Here is a 25,918-nt window from a genome sequence, read left to right as displayed (position 1 = left end):
AGCGAATAGGAGAAAGGAGCAAGCTTATAATGCTCATAATAGGAAAATGAACAGACACATAATTGTGAAAAAGGAGAGGTAGACAAAAGTATATAATTGAAATAGAATAGAGAATAAGAAGTATACATAAAAAAAGAGACAAACAGAATAGTACTTGATTGGAGGCAAATGAGACAAACCTTCTTGCTACGGATTCGTAATAAAGAAGGATATCTTGCGAGCCTCCATTTTTTTAGAGTGAAATTATTTATTGTAGTAAGATAGTAGTATTAAATATAGCTCTCTACGAAGAGAATTAGACTTCATAATTTATTTATTAAGTACTAAGTGGTATAGTATAAGCGTAAGACTAAAAATAGTAACTAAAAAAAGGATTGTTTTTTGTTTAAAATATATGTGAAAAAGTGTGATTGCCTATAAAAATAGAAACAATTCCAAAATACATAATATTGCGCAATAAAATTACTAAAAAACATTGATAAATCAAGTGGTTAATCGGTTGCAATAATAAGAAATACTAACAGTGTAATCTGAATATACATTGTGTAAAATTACTAAAAAAATAGGAAGTGTATTATAAAAATTATACATTGACAATAATGCATAATGAGATTAAACTAATATTAAAGAACAACCGATTGCGCACTTAGATACAGTTCTTTAAAACAAATTTGGGAGGATTAGGTATGAAGAGAAAATTGTTAAGTGTAATTCTTATGATTGCAATGGTAACTTGTCTATTCACGGGATGTTCCAAGGGTTCAGATGACTCCTCAAAGACAGGAAGCAACAAGGCAGAAGGTTCTAAAACGTCCGATGATCCAGTAACACTAACAGTTTGGTGTTGGGATCCACAATTTAACTGCTATGCCATGAATACTGCAGGTGATATTTATACAAAAGCACATCCAAATGTAAAAGTAGAAGTGATAGAGACTGCTTGGGATGATATCCAGACGAAGTTAACTACAGCAGTTACCTCTGGTCAGACGAACACATTGCCTGACATTATCTTAATGCAGGATAGTGCTTTGGCTAAGAATATTATCAACTATCCAGATGCATTTGTTGATTTAACCAATTCTGGTATTAAATTTGATCAGTTTGCAGCGTTTAAAACAGCATTAGGAACTGTGGATGGGAAAAAATATTCCGTTCCTTTTGATAATGGTGCAGCAATTACTTGTTTAAGAACAGATATTCTTCAACAGGCAGGATATACTTTAGATGACTTCACCAATATTACATGGAAAGAATTCATCGAAAAAGGCAAAGTTGTTCTTGAGAAGACAGGAAAACCTTTATTATCAAATCAAGCAGGTTCTCCAGACCTTTTAATGCTAATGATGCAGAGCGCAGGCGCTTGGGTACTTGATGAGAACGGTAAGGCAAATTTTAAAGATAACGCAGTATTAAAAGAAGTTATCGATACATATGTAGAATTAGTAAAATCCGGCGTACTTGTTGAAGTAAATGACTGGGATCAATACGTAAGTAGTATTAATAGTACAACAGTTGCGGGTGCAATGAATGGATGTTGGATCGTTGCAACAGTAACGAGTGCAGCAGATCAATCAGGTTTATGGGGAGTAACAAACGTTCCTAAATTATCGAATGCAGGTGCTACAAATTACAGTAGCCAGGGTGGATCTTCTTGGTTAGTGTGTGCAAATTCTAAAAATAAAGACGTTGCAGCAGACTTTTTAGGAGAAACTTTTGGTGGTAGTGTTGAATTGTATGAAACAATTCTTCCATCCTCTGGTGCATTAGCAACTTACTTACCAGCTGGTGAAAGTGCAGCGTATGCTAATCCTCAAGATTTCTTTGGAGGAGACACCATTTACTTAAAGATTACAGAGTATGCTTCTAAGGTACCACAGGTTTCTTATGGTGTATACAACTATGAAGCAAGAGATGCTATTGGTGCAGCGATTACTAAGATTGTAGCAGGTACAGATTACGATACTGCAATTGGCGAAGCTCAAAAAGAATTAGAATTCCAGATGGGTCAATAAGACTATTCTATAGGAGTACAGTAGAGGGTGTTGTAAGAGGCGGTATTAGATTCTTACAGCACCCCCTATGAGAAATGAGGAGGTGCAGGTTTTGAAAAAACGCTTAACCATGGGAAAAAGACGAAAGCTAGTTAGTTGGTTATTCATATTACCTGCTACACTTTTGATTGCTGGCATGAGTTTTTATCCAATGATAAAGGCTTTTCTTCTATCCTTTACAAAAGGGTTTGGGAAGACAAGTGAATTCGTTGGAACCTACAATTATCAAAGGCTATTTCAGGATTCCTTATTTAAAACATCGCTTGGGAATACCTTTATTTATCTGATTTTACAAGTGCCATTGATGCTGTTATTAGCATTAATTTTAGCTTCCTTGTTAAACAATCCGAAGATAAAATGTAAGGGATTATTTCGAACAATGATCTTCTTACCATGTGCAACATCCTTGGTGTCTTATTCTATTATATTTCGTTCTATGTTTGCACTCGATGGATTTGCAAACTCAGTATTAATGAATTTAAATATGATCAGCAGGCCGATTAACTGGCTCGGGGAAATCTGGCCGGCAAGAATTATTATTGTACTTGCAATTACTTGGAGATGGACCGGGTATAATATGATTTTCTATTTATCAGGGTTACAAAACATTGATCCACAGGTCTATGAGGCTGCTAGAATAGATGGTGCGAGTGTATCACAACAATTTCGAAAGATCACAATTCCATTATTACGGCCGATAATCTTATTGACTGCAATTATGTCAACCAATGGGACACTACAGTTATTTGATGAAACAAAGAATTTAACCAATGGTGGACCAGCCAATATGACAATTTCTATTTCACAATACATATATAAATTATCGTTTGAATATTCTCCGCAATTTGGGTATGCAGCAACCATTTCCTTTATTGTATTCTTATTGGTTGCAGTTCTCTCATTCCTTCAGATGAAAGTAGGTGATAAACGTGACTAAAGCTAAAATTAAATATTTCTTTGCTTATGCTTTCTTAATTATTGTTTCGTTTATTTCTATATTTCCACTTCTTTGGATGTTAATCTCAGCGACCAATACAAGTCTTGATGTTATCCGCGGAAAGATGAGTTTTGGTACTGCTATAGTGGATAATTTTAAACAACTTATTCAAACAACCCAAATTGGTCAGGCACTGATAAATTCGTTTCGTAATGCCGCTAGTCTTACTATTATCAGTTTAATCGTGTGCTCACTTGCGGGATATGCATTTGAGATTTATCACGATAAATGGAAAGATGGCGTTATGAAACTCCTGCTTCTTTCTATGATGGTACCATTTGCAGCAACTATGATACCGCTATTTACTTGGTTTGGTAAGATGAATCTCATCAATACGACAGCAGGATTTATGTTACCGTCCATATCCACCGCATTTCTTATCTTTTTATTCCGTCAAAGTTCTAGAAATTTTCCTTATGAAATTGTGGAAGCGGCAAGAATTGAAGGAATGTCAGAGATACGGATTTTTACCAGAATATTTGTACCAATCATGAAACCCACTTATGCAGCAGCAATTACCGTTACCTTTATGAACGCTTGGAATAGTTACCTATGGCCATTGGTTATCTTGCAGGATAAAAAAAGCCAGACAATGCCTATCTTAATCTCTAATTTAATTTCAGGCTACACCATTAACTATGGCGTATTAATGCTAGCGGTATCGATCAGTACGTTACCTACCATTATTATTTTCTTCTTATTACAGAAGAATTTTGCGGAAGGTATCACTGGAGCTGTGAAATAAAAAATGACTAGATAAATATTTTAGATCTAAGGAGAAGGAAAAATCCGTCCCCTTGGGTAGGTGCGTCTTAAAATGCTTAAAACATCTATCTTGCGATGCACCTACTTAGATTAACTTTTGTAAAGATAGAACTAATTGATACATCCATAATTTTAGAGTGCAGAAATTACTTATGTTATTAAAAGGCGCTTAAGCGTCAGAATAGAGGTTGTTATGGACAAATTTGTACTTAATATTATACACCGTCCAGAGATGGTACCAGAATATGCAGAGAAGGTTACCGGACATGGAAAAGAGGAAGACATAGCTAGAAAAGATTTATTAACTGAATCGCTCGATATCTTTAGATTTCAGCAGGAAACTGCTCACAAATACGGCTTAAAGACGACGATACAAATGACCTATGCCAGTTTATTTAACGAAGAGGCAATTGCCATAGCAAAAGAACACCATGAGGTGTATGGAGATGAAATCGCATTGTCTTTGTTAGGACTGCCATGTAAGGAGTTCCGAGACAAGTATAAGACAAAGGACTTTTGTATCTGGATGTTTTCTATGGAGGATAAAATCTCAATCGTCAATGATGTGTTTCAGAAGTTTTATGATACCTTTGGGTTCTATCCAGAATCGACAGGTTCTTACTATATGGATGCGGATTTGATTAATTACATAAAGAAACAGTATCCAACGGTTCGGTGTGCGGTTGCAACATGCTTTGAGGAGGGGCCGAAGGCTTACCATACCTGTAATAATTCATGGTATACCTTTATGGACGGAGGCCCTTGGAACCCATGGATACCGTCAAAGCAAAACACTCATGCACCGGCAGCGAATGAAGAAGAGGATAGTGGTATTGTTGCCATTCCTCACTTATCCAGGGATTTGATTGCTTGTTATGATGGGAATGGTTCTAATTTTGGAACTCACCCTCAAAACGTTTTAAGAGGAATGATATATCGTGACGATCAGTATCCATATCTATTTAATATAATTGATCAATACCGTTCTTTAGAGAAATACAATAATGGCTATGCTTATAATATGATGTTTGTTGGCCCAGGTTGGTTAAATAAGATGGGAAGATGGGAGGCTCCATATGAGCTTCTTGCTAAGAGTTATGATGATGGGATGGCTTATTATGGCGAGTTAAAAAAGCAGGGTAAGTTAACCGATATGACGATGGCAGAGTTTGCAGATTATTACCGTGAGAAAAAGACTTATACGGAACCAGAATGTGCATTATGGAAAGATATATTATATGGCTCAGAGAAACAGCTATTTTGGTACCTCGATCCTTTTATGCGTGTCTGTGTGAATATGGATCAAGGCGGTGCGTTAGTGGATTTACGTCCATATGCAGCAAAACTGGAATGGCGGGTAGGAATTGGTACGAAACACATAACCGATGCATCCTATCCATTTCTCATTCAAGAAAAATATCGTGCAGGTTATTTTACACATTATGCAGGCGAGGGAACGATACGAAGTGCTAAGTTAGTCTACAAAGGAGAAGAAGTAGATTTATGTTTGTGCAGAACAAAAGCAAAGTTCTCGAAGGAAGGAAATACTAGGATTCTTACATTAGATCCAGTGGAGATAGAATTCTATGATCTTACAGTGAAATTACAAACAAGGTACTATTTTAGTGAGGGAAGCTCTGAGATAAAGATAGAGCGTACTATCTTAAGCATGTCTAATCCAGAGGCAGAGGTGGACATCAACGAATATATGGTTTGCTGTTATGGAACTACAGAATATTCTGAAGATATGACTGGAATTACGTTAGAGTGCATTGGAAAAAATGATAAAAAGCTGATACCTTATGAATACAAATGCAGAGAAGAATCTTTACAGGGAGCATCGTTGGTAGCTGCTGTGGTTCCACAGATCAAGACGAAAGTATCACTTAGAAGCGATAAAGAGATGTCAACTGGGTATATAAAGGAAGGTTATGCATTTTCGCCGATGTTTACTCTAGGCTATCAGACTACGCTTAAAGATAAGGAGGTATATGCGACATGGCTCAAGCTGGAAAGGGAAGACTAAATTATCGTTGTCCTTCTTGCTTTATGAGAGATATTGATATTGATATGTTTTATGATAAAGAGAAGAAGGAATACTATTGTCTTCGCTGCCAATATACAGGAAGTGAAGAAGATGTTCTTGAGAAAAATGAAATGGCAAGATTTCGTTACCGAAGGATGATGGATCGTATTACAGATTTTGAGTAATTGCTTTAGGAAAATTGCGTGAACGGAAGGAAATGTTGCTACCTAGCAGAGAAGAAGTAAACGTAATATAAGGTATAAGAAAAAAATAACGTAAGATAAGATAAAAGTAGGGATGATGAAGCATTAAGAGATGATGAAACATAAGAGATAATTGAACAGAAGAGAAGATGGGATGAACTTGTATGAGTATACTTGAAAATAATGTAACAGAATGAAGTATTATATCAAAAATTAAGAAGGAGGTAGTTTTGTGGATAAAAAGATGAAAGTATTATCCATAGTTCTCTGCTTCATTATGGTGTTGGCTAGTTTTCAAATGAATACGAAAGAAACAAAAGCAGCGTCTAGTTTTGCTTATGGTGCTGATGTAGGCTGGTTAAATCAATTAGAAAACTCAGGGGTTACTTGGGTTGATGATTATGGTTATACAAAAGATGCTCTTCAAATACTAAAAGATCATGGAATTGATTCCATAAGGTTACGCTTGTTTGTAAATCCTCCATCCAATTTTACTTGGACGAAGAAAGATGGAACTACGTGTATTCTAGGATATGCGGATACAGCTGGATTACTATATATGGCGAAACGTGCAAAAACGATGGGATTTCGTATTATGGTAGATTTTCATTACAGTGATCATTTTGCAGATCCTGCTTATCAAGATATTCCGTCTGCGTGGTCGAGTCATGATTTTACTCAGTTAAAGAAAGATGTTTATGATCATACCTACTACGTTATGACTCAGCTTGCCGCAAAGGGAATATATCCAGAATGGGTTCAGGTTGGGAATGAGATTAACAGCGGCATGTTATTACCTTATGGACAGAGCAGTAATAACTTTAGCCAGTTAACTGCGTTATTAAATAGTGGTTATGATGCGGTGAAGGCGGTAAGTAGCTCTACTAAAGTGGTAACACATCTTGCGGATGGGAATAACAATACAACTTTCCGGTGGTTCTTTGATAATTTTATTACCAAATACGGTGGAAAGACGGATGTAATTGGTATGTCATACTATCCTTATTGGATAGGAAGTGACTATACACAATCAATCTCTTATCTAGCAAGCAACTTAAATGATATGGCTTCTCGCTATAATAAAGAGGTTATGGTATGTGAAGTGGGAGGCGTAGAATCGAATCCATCCAATACCTATAATCTATTAAAAGCTACTATCGAAAAAGTTAAAGCTGTGCCAAACGGAAAAGGGTTAGGCGTATTTTACTGGGAACCAGAAGCGAATTCCTCAGTACTTCCAGATAGTTATAAACTCGGAGCAACAAGTGTTGTTTCTGGCAAAAAATTAAAATTTACTACTGCCATTGATGCGTTTTATGATTGCCGCTATAATAGCTCGTCATTTGATACCAGCAAAACTTATAAGATCACCAATCGACTTAGCGGTAAAGCAATCAATGTAAGAGGTGGATCAACAAGTAATAATGCAGTCCTCGAGCAATATAGTTATGGAGCGTGGAGTAGTCAAAAGTGGACCTTCTCGTTAAATAGTAGTGGATACTATACCATAAAGAGTGTGTTAAGCAGTAAGGTGATGGATGTATCAGGAGCTTCCACAAACGATGGAGCCAGTGTGATACAGTATACCTCGAATAATGGTAATAACCAACAATGGAGCATGGTTTCCACAGGAGATGGATATTATAAGCTAATCAATCGGGCAAGTGGTAAACTTCTGGCGGTACAAAACTCTTCCTCAGAGGAGAGCGCAGGCTTAGTGCAACAAACAGATTCTAATGCGTGGAACCAGATGTGGAGCCTTGAAGTAGTAAACTAAAGACTAACATAAGGTGATAATCTATTCATCGTCTCTAATTCTAAAACTAGGGTAGCAACTAACTTTTGTGATAAGCCAAGAATATGGACGTGCGGGGGCAGAGGTTCATATTTCTTGGCTTTTATAATATTTATTTTAGTATAGATTTTTTAATTTCTATAATTGCTACACCCCAAGGTGAGAGTGATAGGGCTTCGCCATTATGTATCTTCCTATCTTCTAAAAGAAGAGTTCCTGGTAGGTCTTCATAAACTATCGTTTGTGTTTCTCCCGAGAAGTTTAAAAAGTAAATGATCTGGTTACCAAAGGAATTCGTGCCCTCTTTCCTTATCAAAGGGAAGGAAAAGTTAGGGAGGTTTATATGTATTTCCATACAAAGTTTACGTATGATTATCTCTAGTAGCTTGGAGTCAAAATAGGTACCAAGGTAAGTAGCTGTTCCACTTCCGTACTGATTATGTGTAATTGCAGAGTACTTATTCCAAAAAGGATGCTGATAGGTTACCCATTCCTTTGCGGTAGTTACGGAAAGGAGTTCCATCCATTCCTTTGCTTCGTAGGTATCTTCCTGATAGTTTAAATATGTTTTATCTGGTATCGTAAATTGATTATAAGTAAAACCAAAGCAATCGGTTAGGAGATGTGGTTGCTTATCATGGTAGACTTTGAGGTTTTCATTAGAGAATGCGCTCTTAAAGGTCATTAATACATGTCCGCCATTTGAAACATATTCCGTAATTCTTTCTAATGTTTTCTCCGAAGCTGAATATAAAGCTGGAATAACAAGCAAGGAATATTGGTGAAAGGATTCTGAATCAGAAGATAGGATGTCACATTCTAGGTTCAATCGATAAAAAGCATCGTGTAACCACCGAAAGATATCATTGTATTTAAGATCCTTACTGATTGGAAACCATTCAAGCCCTGTGAGAGATTCGTTGCTTAATAAAAAAGCTACACGGCAGGTTTTATCTAGGTGACGAACTCGAGTTCCAATAAGGCTAAGCTCTTTTCCAATGTTAGCTGCTTCTAAATAGGTTGGATTTTCGGAATAATCATGACTTAACAAGCCTTTCCAATAAGTTTCGAAAGAATTATGTATAGAAGAGAAGTGCCAGTACATTACAGAGTCTGCACCACATGCAAGGTGGCTATAAGCTTGCAGGCGTAATTGTCCTTCATAAGGTAACCAGGCTGGTTGTCCTTGTGCCTGTGTTTCTAAAAGAAGATAGTTATCTTGTTTTAAACTTCTTGCGATAGCGCCACCAAAAGATATTTCTGCTCCAGTCAGATGATCCTGTGTGGGGTGATAAATATCAATCCCTGCGATATCTAGGCATCTTGCGGCATCAAATTGATTCACAGAAGGTTTTAAGCCAAACGATGCTCCACGCCACTCACAATCAAAATTTTGGGTGAGAAACTGATGCTCTTTTTTATATTCCTTTATGATAGCTGCCTGAAGGTTTAAAAATTCGGTTACGAGTTTTCGCTGGAACTTTTCATATTCAGCACCCAAACTAGCATTAATGGTACCACGAACATTCGGAAAGTCTTCCCAATTGTGAATAGAATTGCTCCAATAAGCGAGACCAAACTCCTTATTTAATTCTTCCAAGGAACAGAATTTTTCTTTTAGATATTCCATGAACTTTTGTTGCGCATAGTTAGTACAGGTATCATAGTGATTGGTTTCATTGTCAATTTGAAAACCTAGGATGGTAGAACGGTCCTTAATGTGTTCTAGCATAGCACGAACAACGCGCGAAACGTGGAAGAGATAATGTGGATTGGCTAAATCTATATTTTGTCTTCTACCATACAATTCTTCCCCGTGATGGGTAATAGCAAGGATGTCGGGATGTTTTTTTGATAACCAGGAAGGTATTGCATAAGATGGAGTTCCGATAATGACATTCATCTGATATTTTTCGCTAGCATCTAACATAAGATCAAGAGAAGTAAAGTCAAAGACATTGTCACTTGGCTCTAAGGTACTCCAAGTGGATTCCGCAATACGGATGGTATTCATGCCGGCGTTTTTCATCATCTGCATGTCTTCCTCCATACGCTCATAAGGTAGATATTCGTAATAATAGGCTGCTCCAAATAGGATTGAATCGGTACTTATTTTCATAAATGGTATCTCCTTTTTTATAAGTTGACGTTTTACAGGAAAGCTGTTATTATTAATTTGTGCAACCGATTGCGCATAATTATTATAACATAGAAAGTGGCTCGAGTAAATCCCTATGAGTTGATACGAAACGACTTAATTGCATAATCTTCAATTGCGCTAATGTATGCGCAGAACTGGAGGCTAATTTGAAAAAAGTAAAATCAAAAGGAACTTTTTTAAATTTTAATAGTATTCGTTTTCGGGTATTAGTATCTTATCTTTTATTGTTAGGGTTTGTTATTATGGTGGGAGTGTTATCCTATGTGAATGCATCCAATACCATTATCGAAAACTACCAAAGTTCCACTAAGCAATCGTTAGATTTATTAAGAGAACATATAGAGTATGGGTTTGATTCCGTAGAAGCAACTGCGGTAGAATATCTGGTGGATGAAGGGCTAAACGAATATTTAAGCGGTGCCTATGAAGCGGATAAGAATCAACATAATAAATATTATACAGATAAGAAATCAGAGCTTATAACGAAAGCATCTGCGAATCAGTTTATTAGTAATATTTATTTTTTTAATGATTCTGTGTTTTCTTTATCAACGAATAAAAAATCCACACTAGGGATGTACTCTTTGTATAAGAATAGTAATCAGGGTGAAAAGGCTTTACAAAATAAAAATACATATGCATGGGTAAAAGAAGGCTCAGTTATTGATGATACCCTGCAAATATCAGGAGAATCTTATGCAGTTCGAATGATTAAAGCATTTTATGATAAGGATGCGTTCTTGGCAATTGATATCAAGGCAGAGGCTATCCTAGATATCATTAATAAGATCGAGATTGGGGAGGGCGGTTATCTAAGTTTTATAAGCCCTGACGGAATGGAACTTCATCATGATGGAGTTTGGGAGAAACTAATTGTTAATACCGAATTTTATCAAAAGGCTAGGGAAAGTTTAAACAAGGAAGGTGTGTACGAGGATGTTGAATTCTTAGGAAAAGACTATATGTTTTTATATGAAATAGTAGGAGATACTGACTCGATGGTGTGTGCTCTCATTCCACATAGTGTTTTGTTACAACAGGCAGCAAGCATAAAATATGTAACAATAGCTGCAATGTTTGTGGCAAGTGTACTCGTAATTTTGATTGGAGGTAGTATCTATCTAAGAATCAGTGGATCCATGAAATACATGATTACAAATATGAAACTAATAGCCAGAGGCCAGATAACAACCAGATTTCAACGAAAGCATAAGGATGAGTTTATGGAGTTATCCAGCCATCTAAACAGTATGATGGATGGAATTTTAGGCCTAATATTAGAGGTAAAATCAGTTAGTAGTCAAGTGCTAGTAATTTCCGAAAAGGTATCGAAATCTTCTGAAGTATTTGCAGAATCTACAAGTCAGATTTCTTGTGCTATGAACGACATTGAAGGAGGCTTAACGAGTCAGGCAACCGATACCGTATCCTGTATGAGTAAGTTAGATGATTTAGCCTCACAAATTGGTCATGTGGATGAAGGAACTAGAAAAATGCAACTGATTGCAGATAAGACCAAGGAATCTATCGAGGAAAGTCTTTGTCAAATGGAAGTGTTAAGAGAAAAGGCGACCAAAACAAATCAAATCACGCAAACAGTTATTGAAACAATTAAAGAATTACATCGTCAGTCTAGTGCAATTGGACGGATAATTAATACCATTAATGAAATCGCGGATGAAACTACATTACTTTCTTTGAATGCTTCGATTGAAGCAGCGAGAGCTGGTGAGGCGGGACGTGGATTCTTGGTGGTAGCAGAAGAGATTAAGAAGCTGGCAACGCAATCCATCACAGCAACGAACGAGGTACGAGTCATTGTTGAAAATATTAATAAGACTACGAAATCCGCCGTGACAAACGCAGAGTTAGCAGGTGATACAATTACATTACAAGAACAGGCTGTTCAGGATACCAAGGGTGCATTTGATGATTTAAAATTCGAAGTAGAAAATTTAATAGAAACGATTCATGATATTTATCAACGGGTAAACTCCATGCAGGCGAAAAAGCAAGAATCTTTAATGGATATGGAAAATATATCAGCGGTTATTGAAGAGATTGTTTCTTCTGCAACTTCTGTAAGTGAAAAAACGCTTAGTCAATCAGAAACAGCGCAAAGCTTATATAAAACATCAGAAGAGATGGTATGGCAAGCAAATGAGTTAAAGAGTACAATGGAGCAGTTCTCTATTGAATCATAAGAAAAAGTAAGATAAGATATAATTTAGGGAAAATTACAATGAAATGTAAGGATAAGAGGTGTTTATCGGTGGGACAGAATTCATTTTACGGATATGGACAAAAGAAAATTACGATAGATGACGTGGCGAATGCATTAGGAGTATCAAAAACAACAGTTTCAAGAGCAGTATCTGGAAAAGGTCGAGTAGGTGAAAGTACAAGGAATCGTGTACTAAATTATATTGCTGAGAACAACTATAAGCCAAACCTCATTGCGAAAAGCTTGGCAGAATCCAAGACATTTAATATCGCAGTAGTCATACCAGGTGACTATAATCTGGTTGATTTGCCTTTCTTCCAAAAATGCCTCATGGGAATTAGTGAATTTGCATCCACCTTTAATTATGATGTCTTAATGTGTGTATGTTATGAAAATGATTTGTCTCAACTGGAACGTATTATTGATAATCATAAGGTGGATGGCGTGATTTTAACCAGAACTTTAGTGGATGACAAGCCTGAAAAGTATTTAATAGAAAAAGGAGTTCCTTTTGTTGTTATTGGAACGTCATTAAATGATGATGTGATTCAGGTGGATAATGATCACCGCAGTGCATGTAAGGAAATGACAAGCCTTATGCTTATGAAAGGTTATAAAAGAATTGGTTTAATCGGAGGAGATGAATCTCATATTGTTACGTTAAGTCGTTATTCAGGATATGAGGATGCCTTATTAGAGGCTGGAATCCATGTAGATAAGCAAATTGTACATCTTAATGTGCTAACCAATATTGTAGCTGAGAAGTCTGCACTGGAGCTTGTAGATAAGCATGTGGATGCGATTATCTGTATGGATGATACGATTTGTTCTTATGTATTAAAAGCTTTTTATAGCAAAGGTATCCGGGTGCCAGAGGATGTGAAGTTACTTTCTTTTTATAACAGTATGATATTAGAAAACCGCAATATCTCTATCACAACGTTACAGTTTGATGTAAAGGAGCTAGGCGTTGAGACTTGTAAGGTACTGATTAATTATTTAAATGGTGCTACGATAGAGAAAAAAACGTTACTAAGATATGAGGTTATCTTAAAGGAATCAACAAAATAATCAACAAAATAACCAACAGAATAATCAACATAATAAGATAAGGCTTTTGCAGAATAAGGAGTATTTCTTAAAATACTAGATTAATTTGCAAGAGCCTATTTTTATAGAACTCAAACTCGTGAGGAAATTTGTGAGAACTTTATTTTTACTGATGAAGAATCTTGTAAGAACTTCATTTACAGAAGAGAAACTGGTGTAGAATCTAGTAAGAACTTCATTTACAGAAGAAAAACTGCTAGGAATCTTGTAAGAGCTTTATTTGTGGTAGGATAGAAATTTTATATGGAATCTATACTATCTTATCTGTAATAGTTTAAGTTGCAAAAGCATAGTTATAAGAGTTATGATACTAATGGTGTAGAAATATTACATAGGTTTTTGTTAACATTAGGATTTTTTATGGAGCTAACTCTATACGGTGAGCTACATAGGATGAAAGTTTAGTAAAAATATAAAAATGCTATGATACTTTTACAAAGTTTATATCTTTCCATTCAAAATAGGCGCTATATCGCCAGAAATGAGGTTAATATTATGAAAGTAATACTGATAAACGGAAGCCCGCACGAAAAGGGATGTACTTATACAGCGCTTATGGAAGTATCGAAAACGCTGCTAGAAGAAGGCATAGAAACCGAGTTTTTTTGGATTGGTACGAAACCGATTGCTGGATGTATTGCCTGTAGAAGCTGTGCAAAAACAGGACATTGTGTATTTGACGATAAGGTAAATGAGTTTCTTAATATAGCAAAAGGGGCAGATGGCTTTGTTTTTGGTACACCAGTGCATTATGCAGGCGCAAGCGGTGCGATAACGTCCTTTATGGATCGTGTCTTCTACTGCGATTCTTTAGGGAAAGGAAATACGACATTTTATATGAAACCAGCAGCAGCCGTAATTTCTGCAAGAAGAGCAGGGACTACATCAACATTTGATCAGCTCATAAAATATTTTACAATTAAAGAAATGCCTGTGGTTTCCTCAAGATACTGGAATATGGTTCATGGGGCTAAACCAGAGGATGTATTAAAAGATGAAGAGGGCTTATATACCATGCGAGTATTGGCAAGAAATATGGCATTTCTCTTACAATGTAAAGAAGCTGGTAGGAAGGCAGGAGTGTTGCTTCCTAAACGCGAGGAAGCTGTTTTTACTAATTTTATACGGGAATAATTTTATAGTAGGTGTGAAAGAATGGTTGTTGAGAAGAAAATTTCATTCAGTAATTAATCCTGAAGGGAAGAGTTATTACTAATGTAAAAGGAACTAAAGCGATGGAATTGAGGATATAAGGTGGAAGATAAGAAGTGGTATCTATGAACTTTATCTATAGAAACTACAATTTTGTTGTGCTATAATAGTCCTATTCGCTTTTATGAAAGGATAAGTTAAAAAAAGCTTATTCCCTGGAAGAAAGATAATAGGAGGAGAGGAATGACAAATCTATTAGTAAAGCTATTCGTAAAAAATAGTGAGGATATTCATGATCAAAAAGTACGTACTTCCTATGGGATACTTACTAGTATTGTCGGAATAATTTGTAATCTGATTCTTTTTCTATGTAAGTTTACCATTGGGTTTCTAATCAATAGTATTTCTGTAACAGCAGATGCTTTTAATAACCTGTCAGACTCCGCATCATCACTAATTAGTTTGGTAGGGGTGAAATTAGCGAGTAGGCCAGCAGATAAGGAGCATCCATTCGGGCATGGAAGGTATGAGTATGTTTCAGCCCTTATTGTAGCTTTCTTAGTATTACAGGTAGGTTTTACTTGCTTTAAAAGTTCTGTGAATAAGATTTTACATCCTGAAAGTACTTCATTTGCGATGATTTCTATTATCATACTGTTTCTATCCATTTTTTTAAAAGCTTGGTTATCCTTTTTTAATCGAAAGCTTGGAAATCGAATAAATTCTTCCGTAATGAAGGCAACAGCAGCTGATGCATTAGGTGATGTACTAATAACCTCTGCGACAGTAATTTCTTTGTTTATTGGCCATTTTACAGGGTTAAGAGTGGATGGATATATGGGTGCGGCAGTATCTATTTTCGTTCTTATTTCTGGATTTAATATAGCAAAAGATACGCTAGAACCATTGATTGGTCAAGCAATTGACCCAAAACTTTGTAAGATGATAGTGAAAAAGGTGATGGAATATCCTTATATTATAGGAACCCATGACTTGGTTGCACATAATTATGGGCCATCTCATATTATGGCTACCATTCACTGTGAAGTACCAAACGACATTTCGATGGAAGATGCTCATGAAGTAATTGATAAAATAGAACGAGATATGTTAAGGGATGAAAATATCTTTTTGGTTATTCATATGGATCCGGTAGAGGTTAATAACGAAAAAGTAAAAGAAATTCGGGTTCAGGTCACAAAAAAGGTGAAAGAGTTAGAAGAAAAGGCGACCATACATGATTTTCGTGTTGTCAATGGAGAATCACAAATTAATCTTATCTTTGATTTGGTATTACCGCATCATTATAAGCCGAAGGAAGAAGAGGAACTACTTTTTGAGTTATTGGAGCGTATTAAAGAACTTGATGAACGATATCAATGTGTTATTACCATCGAGAATAGCTTTATTGCAGAAGAATGACCACTTTAACTAAAAGGAGTTAGCTGCTAATTCAGAATGTACTGAAATCATCATAGAATAACATTAGGTTAAAGGAATTATGATAATGAATAGGTGATTTGCAACCCTTAGTCTTGAGATGTCTCTTAGAAAAGAGACTATCTCTTGTTTAAGGGATACGTGATGCATACTTTGTCTGTATTTATTGATAAAAAGTGAGAGATAAGGAAAACATAGGGAAGAAATGAGAGTTAATTACCGTGGCATAAATTGGTATAAAAAAATGAAAAATAGGACTTGCAAAATATATCCCCATGAGTTATAATATCATTCGTGGCTGACAAATGACAGGCTACAAAAAATAAAAAATTGGGCTATCGCCAAACGGTAAGGCACTGGATTCTGATTCCAGCATCTCAAGGTTCGAATCCTTGTAGCCCAGCTTTAATCACCTTGGAAGAATTTCTTTCAAGGTTTTTTTAATTTCTCCTACTTTTTTTCTCCTACCTTACATTTTCTCTTCCTTTCATTTCTCTTACTATCAATTTCTCTACCTTTTAGTTTCTATTGCTTTTCATTTTCCACTTGCTTTTTCTTTGTTTCAAGTTATAATGAGAGTATAAATGAAAAATATTTTTGTTATTTTTGCTTAATCTTGTCATTTTTTGAAAAAAATTTTCAAAACTGAAGATTTGGAGGTAATTATGAAAGTAATTCATGCAACAAGTTATAGCGACTTGAGTAGAAAAGCAGCAAATATTATATCGGCTCAGGTTATTTTAAAACCACATAGTGTATTAGGGCTTGCAACTGGATCTACACCAATCGGTACATACAAACAAATTATTGAATGGTATAACAAGGGAGATATCGATTTCTCAAGTACGATTACCGTTAATTTAGATGAATATGTGGGATTAGCACCAACGAATGAACAAAGTTATCGCTATTTTATGAATGAGAATTTGTTCCGACATATTAATATTCCATTAGAAAATACTCATGTTCCAAGTGGATTGGCAGAGGATATGGAAGCGGAGTGTGTGAATTATGATGCTTTAATCACAAACTTAGGTGGAATTGATCTACAGTTACTAGGTATTGGACACAATGGACACATAGGATTTAATGAGCCAAACAATGCTTTTGAGAAAACGACCCATATTGTTTCCTTGGGAGAGTCAACTATTCAAGCGAATGCTAGATTCTTTGACGATATTAAAGAAGTACCGAATAAAGCTATCACGATGGGAATTAAATCGATTATGCAGGCAAAAAAGATACTTTTAATTGCAAATGGTCCGGATAAAAAAGACATCATTGAAAAAGCATTATATGGGCCGGTAACTCCAAGTGTACCGGCATCTATTCTACAGCTACATCCGGATTTAACCGTTATCTGTTGTTTTGAATAGAAAGAAGGTGGCCTATGATATTACGACATGGGGAAGTTTTTATTGATGGAAAGTTTGAACGAAAAGATATCCTTGTTGAAGATGGATTGGTAAAAGAAATATCAGAGACAATAAAAGGAGACGGGAAGGAAGTAGACTGTACTGGACTACGTATCGTACCTGGATTCTTTGATATTCATACACATGGTTGTTTATCCTATGATTTTTCAAAATCAAGTCCAGAAAAAATCAAAGAGATGTGTGAGTATTATGCAAAGCACGGAGTAACCTCAGTACTTGCAACAACAATGACAAACGAGGAGAAACAATATCACCAGGCAATGGTTTACCTAAAAGAAGTAATGGATGATCAGAAGGAACACCCAGATACTAAAGAAGCTGCTATTGAAGGTATTAATATGGAAGGACCATTCTTTGGGATAGAGAAGAAGGGTGCACATGATCCTCAATATTTAAGACGAATTTCTCAGGACTTATTTGATGAATATAATACGTTATCCGGAAACGCAATTCGTCTAGTAGACATTGACCCAAGGTTGGATGGAGCTGTGGAATTTATTCAAAGGAATAAGGAGTTCTTTACGATATCCTTAGCGCACACAATGAGCACCTTTGATCAGGCAGAAGTTGCAGTGAAAGCTGGTGCGACTCATGTTACTCATTTATTTAATGCGATGAGACCAATGCTTCATCGTGAACCGGGGCTTGTTGGCGCAGTAAGTGAGTTTGGTTTAAATGCAGAAATTATCTGTGATGGAATTCATATTCATCCAGCGGTTGTAAAGCTGATGTTTAAAGCGGTGCCGGAGCAGATGATTTTAATCTCTGACTCAATCAATCCAACTGGTTTACCAGACGGAGAATATGTGGCAGGAGGATTGCCAATCACTGTCAAGGATCATAAGGCGTTTTTAAAGGATGGTACTCTAGCTGGTTCTACGATTACATTATTTGATGCAGTTAAGAATGCAATATCTTTTGGTATTCCTGCAGAGCAAGCGATTCTTAGTGCGAGTTATTATCCTGCAAAGTCTCTTCATTTAGAAGATACGGTAGGAAGTATTGGTGTGGGTAGAAAAGCGGATTTACTACTTGTGGATAGTGATTTTAATTTAAAACAAGTTTATGTAAGAGGAAATGAGATTTAATATTTAAAAATTTAACATAGGAACGTAATCAAAGAGGAGCCAATTATATGGAGCTCCTCTTTTTTGGTTCAATCACTATGCCAATACAGACGGATACTGTATAATAATAAGGTTTCTGGTGTTGAGGATATGTCTTGGCACCCTCTTTTGGTGCGCAAAGCATGGAATCCTGTCTTTTATGGAATACAAGCTTTGCATCGCCATCGGAAGGAATGTCATAGCATACTACTTTTCCTGATATTCTTTTGATGCTATCGCCTTCATTCCATATACCCCTGCAAGATTACCTAAGGCAGCTAGAGCTATTGTAACGCCATGGAAACTTGTTACTGTACTTTCCTTGATGATTTTATTTAGCTTATCTAAGATATAAGATTGAGTCATGATACCGCCACCAAGAACAATTAAGGAAGGGTTAAAGATATAAATTAAATTAATTAGTCCATAACTAATTTCTTCTATCCAGTGGTCGATGAGTCTTTTGGCATCATTATTATCATGATCAAAAGCAGAAAAAATAGCTTTTCCATTAACGAATTCAGGATTATGTTCTTTAGCAGTACGAATAAGGGCTGTTGTAGAAGCATATTGTTCATAACATCCGAAGGAACCGCAACCACATGGAAGACCGCCAGGATGTGTAACCATATGTCCCATCTCAGCTGCAACACCTTGTGTGCCTTTATAAAGCTGATGATTTAAAAAGATAGCACCACCAATCCCTGTTCCATAGGTAAGACATAGAAAATCGCTTTCGCCCTTGCCAGCACCATAAATCGCTTCTCCAATCGCTGCAGCATTAACATCATTTTCTACACATACCGGAACCTGAAATTTATCTTCTAGAAGTTTCTTTAACTCCATTCCGGTATAGTATGGTATATTTTCATTCGCATAAAGGATAGTTCCGGTTTTGGAGTCTACCTGACCTGCGGTACTAATACCGATGGCATCATAAGTATACTGATTACCAATTTTCGTAATGATGGAACTGATATTTTCTAAGACCTTATTCCCTCCAAGAGAGGCTTCGGAAGGGATTGTGTCATCAAAAACTAAGATGTCTTTATCAAAGTAAGCGTATTTCATAGCTGTGCCACCAATATCAAGCGTAATAATTTTCATAAGATCCCCCATTCTAGTGCTCAGGCACCATATAATAACTTCTGGCTAATCATATTTTTATTCTTAACATAACATAAAATTTAGTTGGTATGGTTTCTATGCTAATTATAGCATTTTATGAATAGATAGCAATAAAAATAAAAAAAATTTCCTTTTTTAAAAACTAAAAAGATAAATTACATAAAAAATATCAATTTTATCCCTTGACTTTTTGGCAATATGCACTTAAAATAAAGATAAATAAAAAATATTTTCACCAATGATGAGAAAAAAGGCGAAAAATAGTGGAAATAATTTTCATAATTGTCACTGATGAACTTCCTAGGAGGTTAGGAGATGAAAACAGAACGACCAGTGGATAAAAACATGATGGGGAATGAAGCCAAAGAGGAAAGGGATATCACTTGGCTCTCCGTAGAGGATGATAGGCTTCGGCTATCAGGATTTGCATTTTTTAAGGAAGACCATAAGTTAGAAAGAATTCCTGATAGATTTAAAAGTGTATTAAAAGAAGTTAATCCATGTCTTAATGAGCTTGGAGTACATACAGCAGGAGGGCAGCTATCCTTTCGATCCAACACCTCCAGAGTTTTTATTAAGGCGAAGATAACTACAATACCTAATATGGTGAATATGACACCGGTTGCTCAATGCGGATTTGACTGTTATATCGGTGATAACCCTAAGGATTTACGATTTTTTGGTATTACAAAGTTTGATACGAGTAAAAGTGAGTATATGTGCGAGGTTGTATCTAAACTAGATTCAACAAAAATGAAAGAATTTTTATTTCATTTTCCGCTTTATGCAGGAGTAATTGAATTAGAAATAGGAATCGACAGTGATGCTTTAATTACTCTTCCTACCCCATACGAAAAAGAAGGAAAACTTATCTTTTATGGAACTAGTATTACTCAGGGTGGTTGTGCAAGCAGGCCAGGAATGGCATACACTAATTATTTAGCAAGAAAGCTAAATCTCGAACATTGTAATTTTGGTTTTTCCGGAAATGGGCTAGGAGAATATGAGGTTGCGAAGATGCTCTCTGATATAGAGCAGCCACTTCTTTATATCATTGATTATGAAGCAAATTCCGGAACCAATGGAAGAATGGTAAAATCCCTGAATGATTTTATCGGATGTCTTAGAGAACACCATAGAGAGGTACCAATCTTAGTGGTATCCAGAGTTCCTTATTTAATGGATCATCTGGATGAAATAACGGGGACTTTAAGGAATAACTTAAGAGAGTTTCAGAGAGGGACTGTTGAAAAATTAAGAACACTTGGTGATAATGCTATCTACTTTTTAGATGGGTATACACTTTGGGGGGATGACTTTGATGAGTACACGGTCGATTTTATTCACCCAACGGATTTAGGATTTTATTTTATGGGAAAAGGATTGGAGCCAATCATAAGAGAAATACTGAAGGAACACTAACATCAATTGCATGTGAAAAGAAGAGGTATAAAATTGTTTTATTTCACATTGTGAAACAACTTTGGCTTGAGGAAGGAGAAGCTTTTATGATTTCGTTTCATTTATTGGCAAGTCAAACATGGCAATATGAGCTGATTGAGGAGTTAGAAAAAACCTTACCGTTTACCCTTTCTAAGGAAGGATTACCAGTAGAGGTGAAACAGCAGGGTATTGGGATTCATGTTACAAAAAAGAATGATGTAAGACAAATAACTGTGGGGAATAAAAATGAGTTAGCGAGAGCTTGGTATCTCATGCTTCGTAGTGATTCCCTTAACGAATATGAGATCAAGGAACAACTAAGCTTTCAGGATCTGGGGGTTATGCTTGATTGTTCCAGAAATGCAGTGATGAAGCTGCCTACACTATTTGAGTACATAAGACAATTAGCAGTATTTGGCTATCAAAGCTTACAGCTTTATACCGAGGATACAATAAAGGTTCCCGAAGAACCGTATTTTGGTTATATGCGTGGAGCTTATACAAAAGAAGAAATAAAACAGATTGATACCTATTGTTCATTCTTTGGTATGGAATTAGTTCCTTGCATACAAACCTTAGCACACATTAATCAGATAACTAGGTATGAACGCTACGAAGACATTATCGATGTAAATGATATTTTCTTAGTTGGAAACGAAAAAACTTATCAATTAATTGAACGAATTGTTGCAACAGCTTCGGAATGTTTTACTTCAAGAAGAATCAACATTGGCATGGATGAAGCACATATGCTTGGTTTAGGAAAGTACCTTGATCAACATGGCTATCAGAATCGCTTTACCATTATGGTGGAGCATTTAAAAAGAGTTCAGGAAATTTTACATCGTTATGGATTTACGGCAATGATGTGGAGTGATATGTTTTTTAGATTACTTGCAAACGGCGAATATTATTCTCTAAAGGAAGAACAGTTAAACAATGACTTATTACAGCATGTACCTAAAGATATTGAATTAGTTTACTGGGATTATTATTCAAGAGATTACGAGCACTATGAGCAGAACTTAGCAACACACTTTAGGATTTCAGACCGCATAGGTTTTGCTGCCGGTGCATGGAAATGGACTGGATTTGCACCAGAGAACAGTTATAGTCAGGTGGCTGGCCTACAGGCAATGAAGGCATGTGTAGAAAAGGGAGTAAAAACGTTCTTAGTAACCTGCTGGGGAGATAACGGAGCAGAAGCAAGTGCTTTCTCAGTATTGCCAACCTTATTCTTCTATTCGGAATTAGCTTATGGGTTTGAACAGCTGATTAATAAAGATTTTACCAAAGAGAAGGAATACAATGAATATTTTAAGGTTGCAACTGGAATTTCATGGACAGAGTATATGCTTCTTGATAGTCCTAACGAAGTATTTACGGAAACAGATTATACACACAGCAATGCATGCAAATTCTTATTGTACAATGATGTTCTTATAGGAACATTTGACTCCATTGTGAAAAGTGAGATAAAAAAAGCCTATCAAGAAAAGAAGACTAAATTAGCCGCGGTGGCGGAAACGAATACGAGATATTCGTATCTGTTTCAAACGCTATCAAGTTTATGTTTCCTATTAGAAGAGAAATCAGACTTAGGGGTCCAGATAAAACACGCATATGATAAGAAGGATTTCATAAGATTACGAGAAATTGCAGAGGTTAAAATTCCGGAAGTAATCAAAAGGCTTGATCAGTTTAAACGAGATTTTCGGTATCAATGGCATAAGGAGAACAAATCCTTTGGCTTTGAAATACAGTTGATACGTCTTGGCGGATTAAAGGAAAGACTTTACTATGCTAAGGAACAGATTTTACTATGGACGGAAGGGGGCATTGAACAGATCGACGAATTAGAAGTGGAGAGACTTCCATTTGCTTACTTCGAAGAGGATGACGGAAGTAAGTTGAATTATAATTTGTGGAACGTTATTGTGTCACCGGCTGTTATGGGATGAGGACAGACGAAATTTAAAAGGAGGATTTTATCATGATGAACAAAAAAATTAAAAAAATTGCATCAATGCTCTTAGTTGGCGCAATGGTAGTTTCTATGGCTGCCTGCGGTAAAAAGAATGATGGAAATGAGAATGGCAATCAGGGTAACAATGAAGGAAATAATCAGACAGAGTCAACTGGAACTCCTGCTCCGGACAAAGAGGAAACACCAAAATCTTTGGCGGATTATCCTAAGGTAGATTCCTTTAACTACTACAATCTTGCAGCAGGTATTACAGACGAAGAGTTCAATGCACTTGAATTAGCAAAATTAGTAGAGGAACAAACCGGTTACAAGGTTACTTATACACAGTCTCCAGCAGATCCAACCGATATGCAGACTGCAATTACAAACATCTTTATGTTAAAGCAGGACTATCAGGCTGTAAAGGTTAGTAAAGACCAATTCTATACTTTACTTGCAATGGATGCTTTAAAACCAATTACAAAATATGTAGAAGGCTCTACGAACTTAAAAGAACAGATTTCTGAGTTTGGTTGGGGAACTGCAACTAAAGATGGCGAAATCTATGCTATCCCTCAAAAGAATGCATTTCCAAGTACGGATGTAGGCATCTGTTACCGTAAAGACTGGTTAGAGGAATACAATGCAGCAAATGAAAGTGCTCAGATACCAGTTCCATCCGAAGAAAATGGATTTTCCATGTCTTTATCAGATTTTAAAGCAATGTTAACATACTTTTCTACCAAGGTTCCAGAAGGTGGATATGCTATGGCGATTGATACAAATGGTGTATATATAGAGAATATATTACCAGCATTCGGTATCTATCAGGAGTGGGCAGATATTGACGGAAAACTTACTTATGTAGTAAATCAGCCAGGTTTTGCTGATTATGCTGCTTATATGGAAGACTTATACGACAGTGGCTTAATTCTTTACCAAGCAACTGCTGATGATGCAGGTGCAGTAAAATCACTTCAGTCTAGAACAGTAGGTGCAGGACGTATTGCTCACTGGAATGCATTTGCAATTGAAACTACAAATGCACCAGAAGGCACAGACCTTTCTACTTATACAGATAACAGCATCGGTTATATCTCTGCACTTGCTCCAGATGATTGCAAGGGTGACAAAGATAAAGTAAGAATTTTTGCAAGAGAAGGTTATGCTTACTATACCGTAGTTCCTAACTTTGCAACAGAAGAGCAGGCAGCAGCGTTAGTAGATTTCGCAGATAAGAAGTTAGAAAAAGATTTCTTCCTTAAATTAGTACTTGGTACAGAGGGAGAAACCTATAGCGTAGAAGATGGTCAGTACTATCCAGTACTTCCAGCATTCAATGACAAACAGGGCTTCTCTGATAAATTTATTGATGGTACAAGAGAAGATGACTATGCAGCTTACTGGTTATGCCGTACTAGAAAGACAGCAGCGCAAGATAAGATGTTTAGCCAGTCTAACTACAACATTGGTGCTACTGGAATCCAGAGTCCTATCAGTGTAATGCCTCCAAACGAAGCTTATGATACTTATTACAATGCAGCAAATATTGAGGTTAAGAATGCAATTGTAATCTCTATGTATCAAAAGAACGTTCCATTCGATTTAGCAGCAGTTCAGGCAAAATTTGATGAATTTGAAGGTCAGGCTATTACAGAATCAGTAAATAGCTGGTATGGTTCTTGGGAAATGAAAGATCAGTTTAATCCAGTAAAAGCAAGATAAAAGCAATTTTCACTATGGATTAAGGCAGGAAAGAAATAACAAAGTGGATTTTGGATATCTGCTTTGACAGGTTGGGGCATTTGCAAAGAAATAACTGCAACAGCCCCAATCGTTTAAAATATAGCATCACCTGAATACGTAGGTGTCTGACAAGGAGGGTAAGGCCACTACGTATTCCGGTGATGGAACTTAAGGAGGTAAACCAAAGTGGTTAGGATATTGAAAAAAGAAAAGCAAAAGACAGGGAAAGAAAGCTTTCGTAATCAGATGAAGCAACACGGCAATCTATTCATCTTCTACATTCCAGCAGTGGTATTTTCCATATTGTTTGCTTACATACCGATGGCTGGTCTTATCATGGCTTTTAAAGAGAATCCGAATCTTTTGGGAAGTTCATCCGCAATTCAGGGAATTTTAGATGCAAAATGGGTTGGCTTAGATAATTTTATTAAGATATTTAGCAAACAAGAGGTTCTCAATGCACTACGTAACACCTTAATTATCAGTACATTAAAAATTGTTATCGTTTTCCCAATCCCGATTGCATTAGCAATTCTTATTAACGAAATGCGTGGAAAAGCAATTAGAAAGTCTTTAGAAGTATCGATGTATATTCCTTATTTCTTATCTTGGGCAACCATTGGTGGTATCTTCATTGCCCTATTAAATAAGGATACTGGTTTAGTAAACAATATGTTAGCTTATTTTGGACATGACCGTGTAGGGTTTACTACAAGCAATGATACGTTCCGTTCTGTAATAGTATCAACTACAGCTTGGAAAGATATTGGATGGAGTACCATTACCTATATGGCTGCAATAACAGCACTCGATCGTAATCAAATTGAAGCTGCAAAGATTGACGGTGCGAGTAAATGGCAACAGATTCGTTATGTAACCTTACCAGGAATTATGCCAGTGATAGCAGTTATGTTAATTCTTAGAATTGGTTATATGATGGATGCAGGTTTTGAGCAAGTATTCGTATTCTATTCTCCATATATTCAGGCAAGTGGTGATATTCTTGGAACTTATACTTACCGTTTGGTAAGAGAAGCAGCGTTGATACCACAATATGCGCTATCAACTGCTGTTGGATTCTTTAATTCAGTTGTAGCATTAATCTTAGTGGTCGGTGGTAACTTCATATCTAAAAAGTTCTTCAACCGCGGAATATGGTAGGAGGG

The 25,918-nt window shown here is 36.2% G+C and carries 18 protein-coding genes and 1 tRNA gene; 17 read left to right on the top strand and 2 right to left on the bottom strand.

Translation table 11 applies throughout. The annotated features are described in order from the left end of the window. Positions 1 to 686: 686 nt before the first annotated feature. The 6 genes from CC92_RS0109625 (at position 687) to CC92_RS0109600 (ending at position 7,822) form a co-directional block, all read left to right on the top strand. On the top strand, positions 687 to 2,015 hold the full coding sequence (locus tag CC92_RS0109625) for an ABC transporter substrate-binding protein (protein ID WP_029503097.1): 1,329 nt from the start codon (positions 687 to 689) through the stop codon (positions 2,013 to 2,015). 67 nt (positions 2,016 to 2,082) lie between these two features. Further along, a complete protein-coding gene (locus CC92_RS0109620) occupies positions 2,083 to 2,991 on the top strand; it encodes a carbohydrate ABC transporter permease (protein WP_029503098.1) in 909 nt (302 codons plus the stop codon). Continuing rightward, a complete protein-coding gene (locus tag CC92_RS0109615) occupies positions 2,984 to 3,796 on the top strand; it encodes a carbohydrate ABC transporter permease (protein ID WP_029503099.1) in 813 nt (270 codons plus the stop codon). The genes CC92_RS0109620 and CC92_RS0109615 overlap by 8 nt, the downstream gene beginning before the upstream one ends. 213 nt (positions 3,797 to 4,009) lie before the next feature. Continuing rightward, positions 4,010 to 5,842 (top strand): hypothetical protein, encoded by a 1,833-nt coding sequence (locus tag CC92_RS0109610; protein WP_029503100.1) that lies wholly within the window; start codon positions 4,010 to 4,012, stop codon positions 5,840 to 5,842. Continuing rightward, on the top strand, positions 5,815 to 6,027 hold the full coding sequence (locus tag CC92_RS0109605; protein WP_029503101.1) for a hypothetical protein: 213 nt from the start codon (positions 5,815 to 5,817) through the stop codon (positions 6,025 to 6,027). Before CC92_RS0109610 ends, CC92_RS0109605 begins: the two co-directional genes overlap by 28 nt. 250 nt (positions 6,028 to 6,277) lie before the next feature. Then, positions 6,278 to 7,822: a glycosyl hydrolase 53 family protein gene (locus CC92_RS0109600; RefSeq protein ID WP_155998357.1), complete on the top strand. Its 1,545-nt coding sequence runs from the start codon at positions 6,278 to 6,280 to the stop codon at positions 7,820 to 7,822. Between the two features lie 130 nt (positions 7,823 to 7,952). On the opposite strand, the gene CC92_RS0109595 is transcribed toward CC92_RS0109600, so the two are convergent. Then, positions 7,953 to 9,959 carry a beta-galactosidase gene (locus tag CC92_RS0109595; RefSeq protein WP_242841347.1) on the bottom strand — a complete coding sequence of 669 codons (2,007 nt, stop codon included), beginning with the start codon at positions 9,957 to 9,959 and terminating at the stop codon, positions 7,953 to 7,955. Between the two features lie 188 nt (positions 9,960 to 10,147). Between CC92_RS0109595 and CC92_RS0109590 the strand changes: the two genes are divergently transcribed. The 7 genes from CC92_RS0109590 to nagA all read left to right on the top strand — a co-directional run bounded on the left by CC92_RS0109590 (position 10,148) and on the right by nagA (position 18,451). Beyond that, positions 10,148 to 12,205: a methyl-accepting chemotaxis protein gene (locus CC92_RS0109590; RefSeq protein ID WP_029503104.1), complete on the top strand. Its 2,058-nt coding sequence runs from the start codon at positions 10,148 to 10,150 to the stop codon at positions 12,203 to 12,205. Positions 12,206 to 12,273: 68 nt separating this feature from the next. Beyond that, positions 12,274 to 13,296: a LacI family DNA-binding transcriptional regulator gene (locus tag CC92_RS0109585; RefSeq protein ID WP_029503105.1), complete on the top strand. Its 1,023-nt coding sequence runs from the start codon at positions 12,274 to 12,276 to the stop codon at positions 13,294 to 13,296. Between the two features lie 534 nt (positions 13,297 to 13,830). Further along, positions 13,831 to 14,469, top strand: coding sequence for a flavodoxin family protein (locus CC92_RS0109580; protein WP_029503106.1), 639 nt, complete (start codon positions 13,831 to 13,833; stop codon positions 14,467 to 14,469). 261 nt (positions 14,470 to 14,730) lie between these two features. Then, positions 14,731 to 15,909 carry a cation diffusion facilitator family transporter gene (locus CC92_RS0109575; RefSeq protein WP_029503107.1) on the top strand — a complete coding sequence of 393 codons (1,179 nt, stop codon included), beginning with the start codon at positions 14,731 to 14,733 and terminating at the stop codon, positions 15,907 to 15,909. A gap of 349 nt (positions 15,910 to 16,258) precedes the next feature. Next, positions 16,259 to 16,330, top strand: a tRNA-Gln gene (locus CC92_RS0109570). 262 nt (positions 16,331 to 16,592) lie between these two features. Then, positions 16,593 to 17,303, top strand: coding sequence for a glucosamine-6-phosphate deaminase (nagB, locus tag CC92_RS0109565; protein ID WP_029503108.1), 711 nt, complete (start codon positions 16,593 to 16,595; stop codon positions 17,301 to 17,303). A 14-nt stretch (positions 17,304 to 17,317) separates the two neighbouring features. Further along, the gene (nagA, locus tag CC92_RS0109560) at positions 17,318 to 18,451 is read left to right on the top strand and encodes an N-acetylglucosamine-6-phosphate deacetylase (protein WP_029503109.1); all 1,134 of its coding nucleotides are present in this window, start codon (positions 17,318 to 17,320) and stop codon (positions 18,449 to 18,451) included. 225 nt (positions 18,452 to 18,676) lie between these two features. On the opposite strand, the gene CC92_RS0109555 is transcribed toward nagA, so the two are convergent. Beyond that, on the bottom strand, positions 18,677 to 19,576 hold the full coding sequence (locus tag CC92_RS0109555; RefSeq protein WP_029503110.1) for an ROK family protein: 900 nt from the start codon (positions 19,574 to 19,576) through the stop codon (positions 18,677 to 18,679). A 336-nt stretch (positions 19,577 to 19,912) separates the two neighbouring features. Here CC92_RS0109555 and CC92_RS0109550 point away from each other — a divergent pair, with 336 nt between their 5' ends. The 4 genes from CC92_RS0109550 to CC92_RS0109535 all read left to right on the top strand — a co-directional run bounded on the left by CC92_RS0109550 (position 19,913) and on the right by CC92_RS0109535 (position 25,913). Further along, entirely contained in the window at positions 19,913 to 21,019 is a 1,107-nt protein-coding gene (locus CC92_RS0109550; protein WP_029503111.1) for an SGNH/GDSL hydrolase family protein, read from the top strand. Positions 21,020 to 21,105: 86 nt separating this feature from the next. Continuing rightward, complete coding sequence (locus CC92_RS0109545; protein WP_051650731.1) at positions 21,106 to 23,001, top strand: beta-N-acetylhexosaminidase; 1,896 nt, start codon at positions 21,106 to 21,108, stop codon at positions 22,999 to 23,001. Between the two features lie 32 nt (positions 23,002 to 23,033). Continuing rightward, the gene (locus CC92_RS0109540) at positions 23,034 to 24,731 is read left to right on the top strand and encodes a hypothetical protein (RefSeq protein WP_029503113.1); all 1,698 of its coding nucleotides are present in this window, start codon (positions 23,034 to 23,036) and stop codon (positions 24,729 to 24,731) included. 207 nt (positions 24,732 to 24,938) lie between these two features. Next, on the top strand, positions 24,939 to 25,913 hold the full coding sequence (locus tag CC92_RS0109535) for an ABC transporter permease (protein WP_029503114.1): 975 nt from the start codon (positions 24,939 to 24,941) through the stop codon (positions 25,911 to 25,913). Positions 25,914 to 25,918: the final 5 nt, after the last annotated feature.

It is taken from the genome of Lachnoclostridium phytofermentans (assembly GCF_000733755.1).
Taxonomy (GTDB): domain Bacteria; phylum Bacillota; class Clostridia; order Lachnospirales; family Lachnospiraceae; genus Lachnoclostridium; species Lachnoclostridium phytofermentans_A.
The sequence above is the reverse complement of the archived record's forward strand: the minus strand, read 5'-3'. Positions and strand labels throughout refer to the sequence as shown.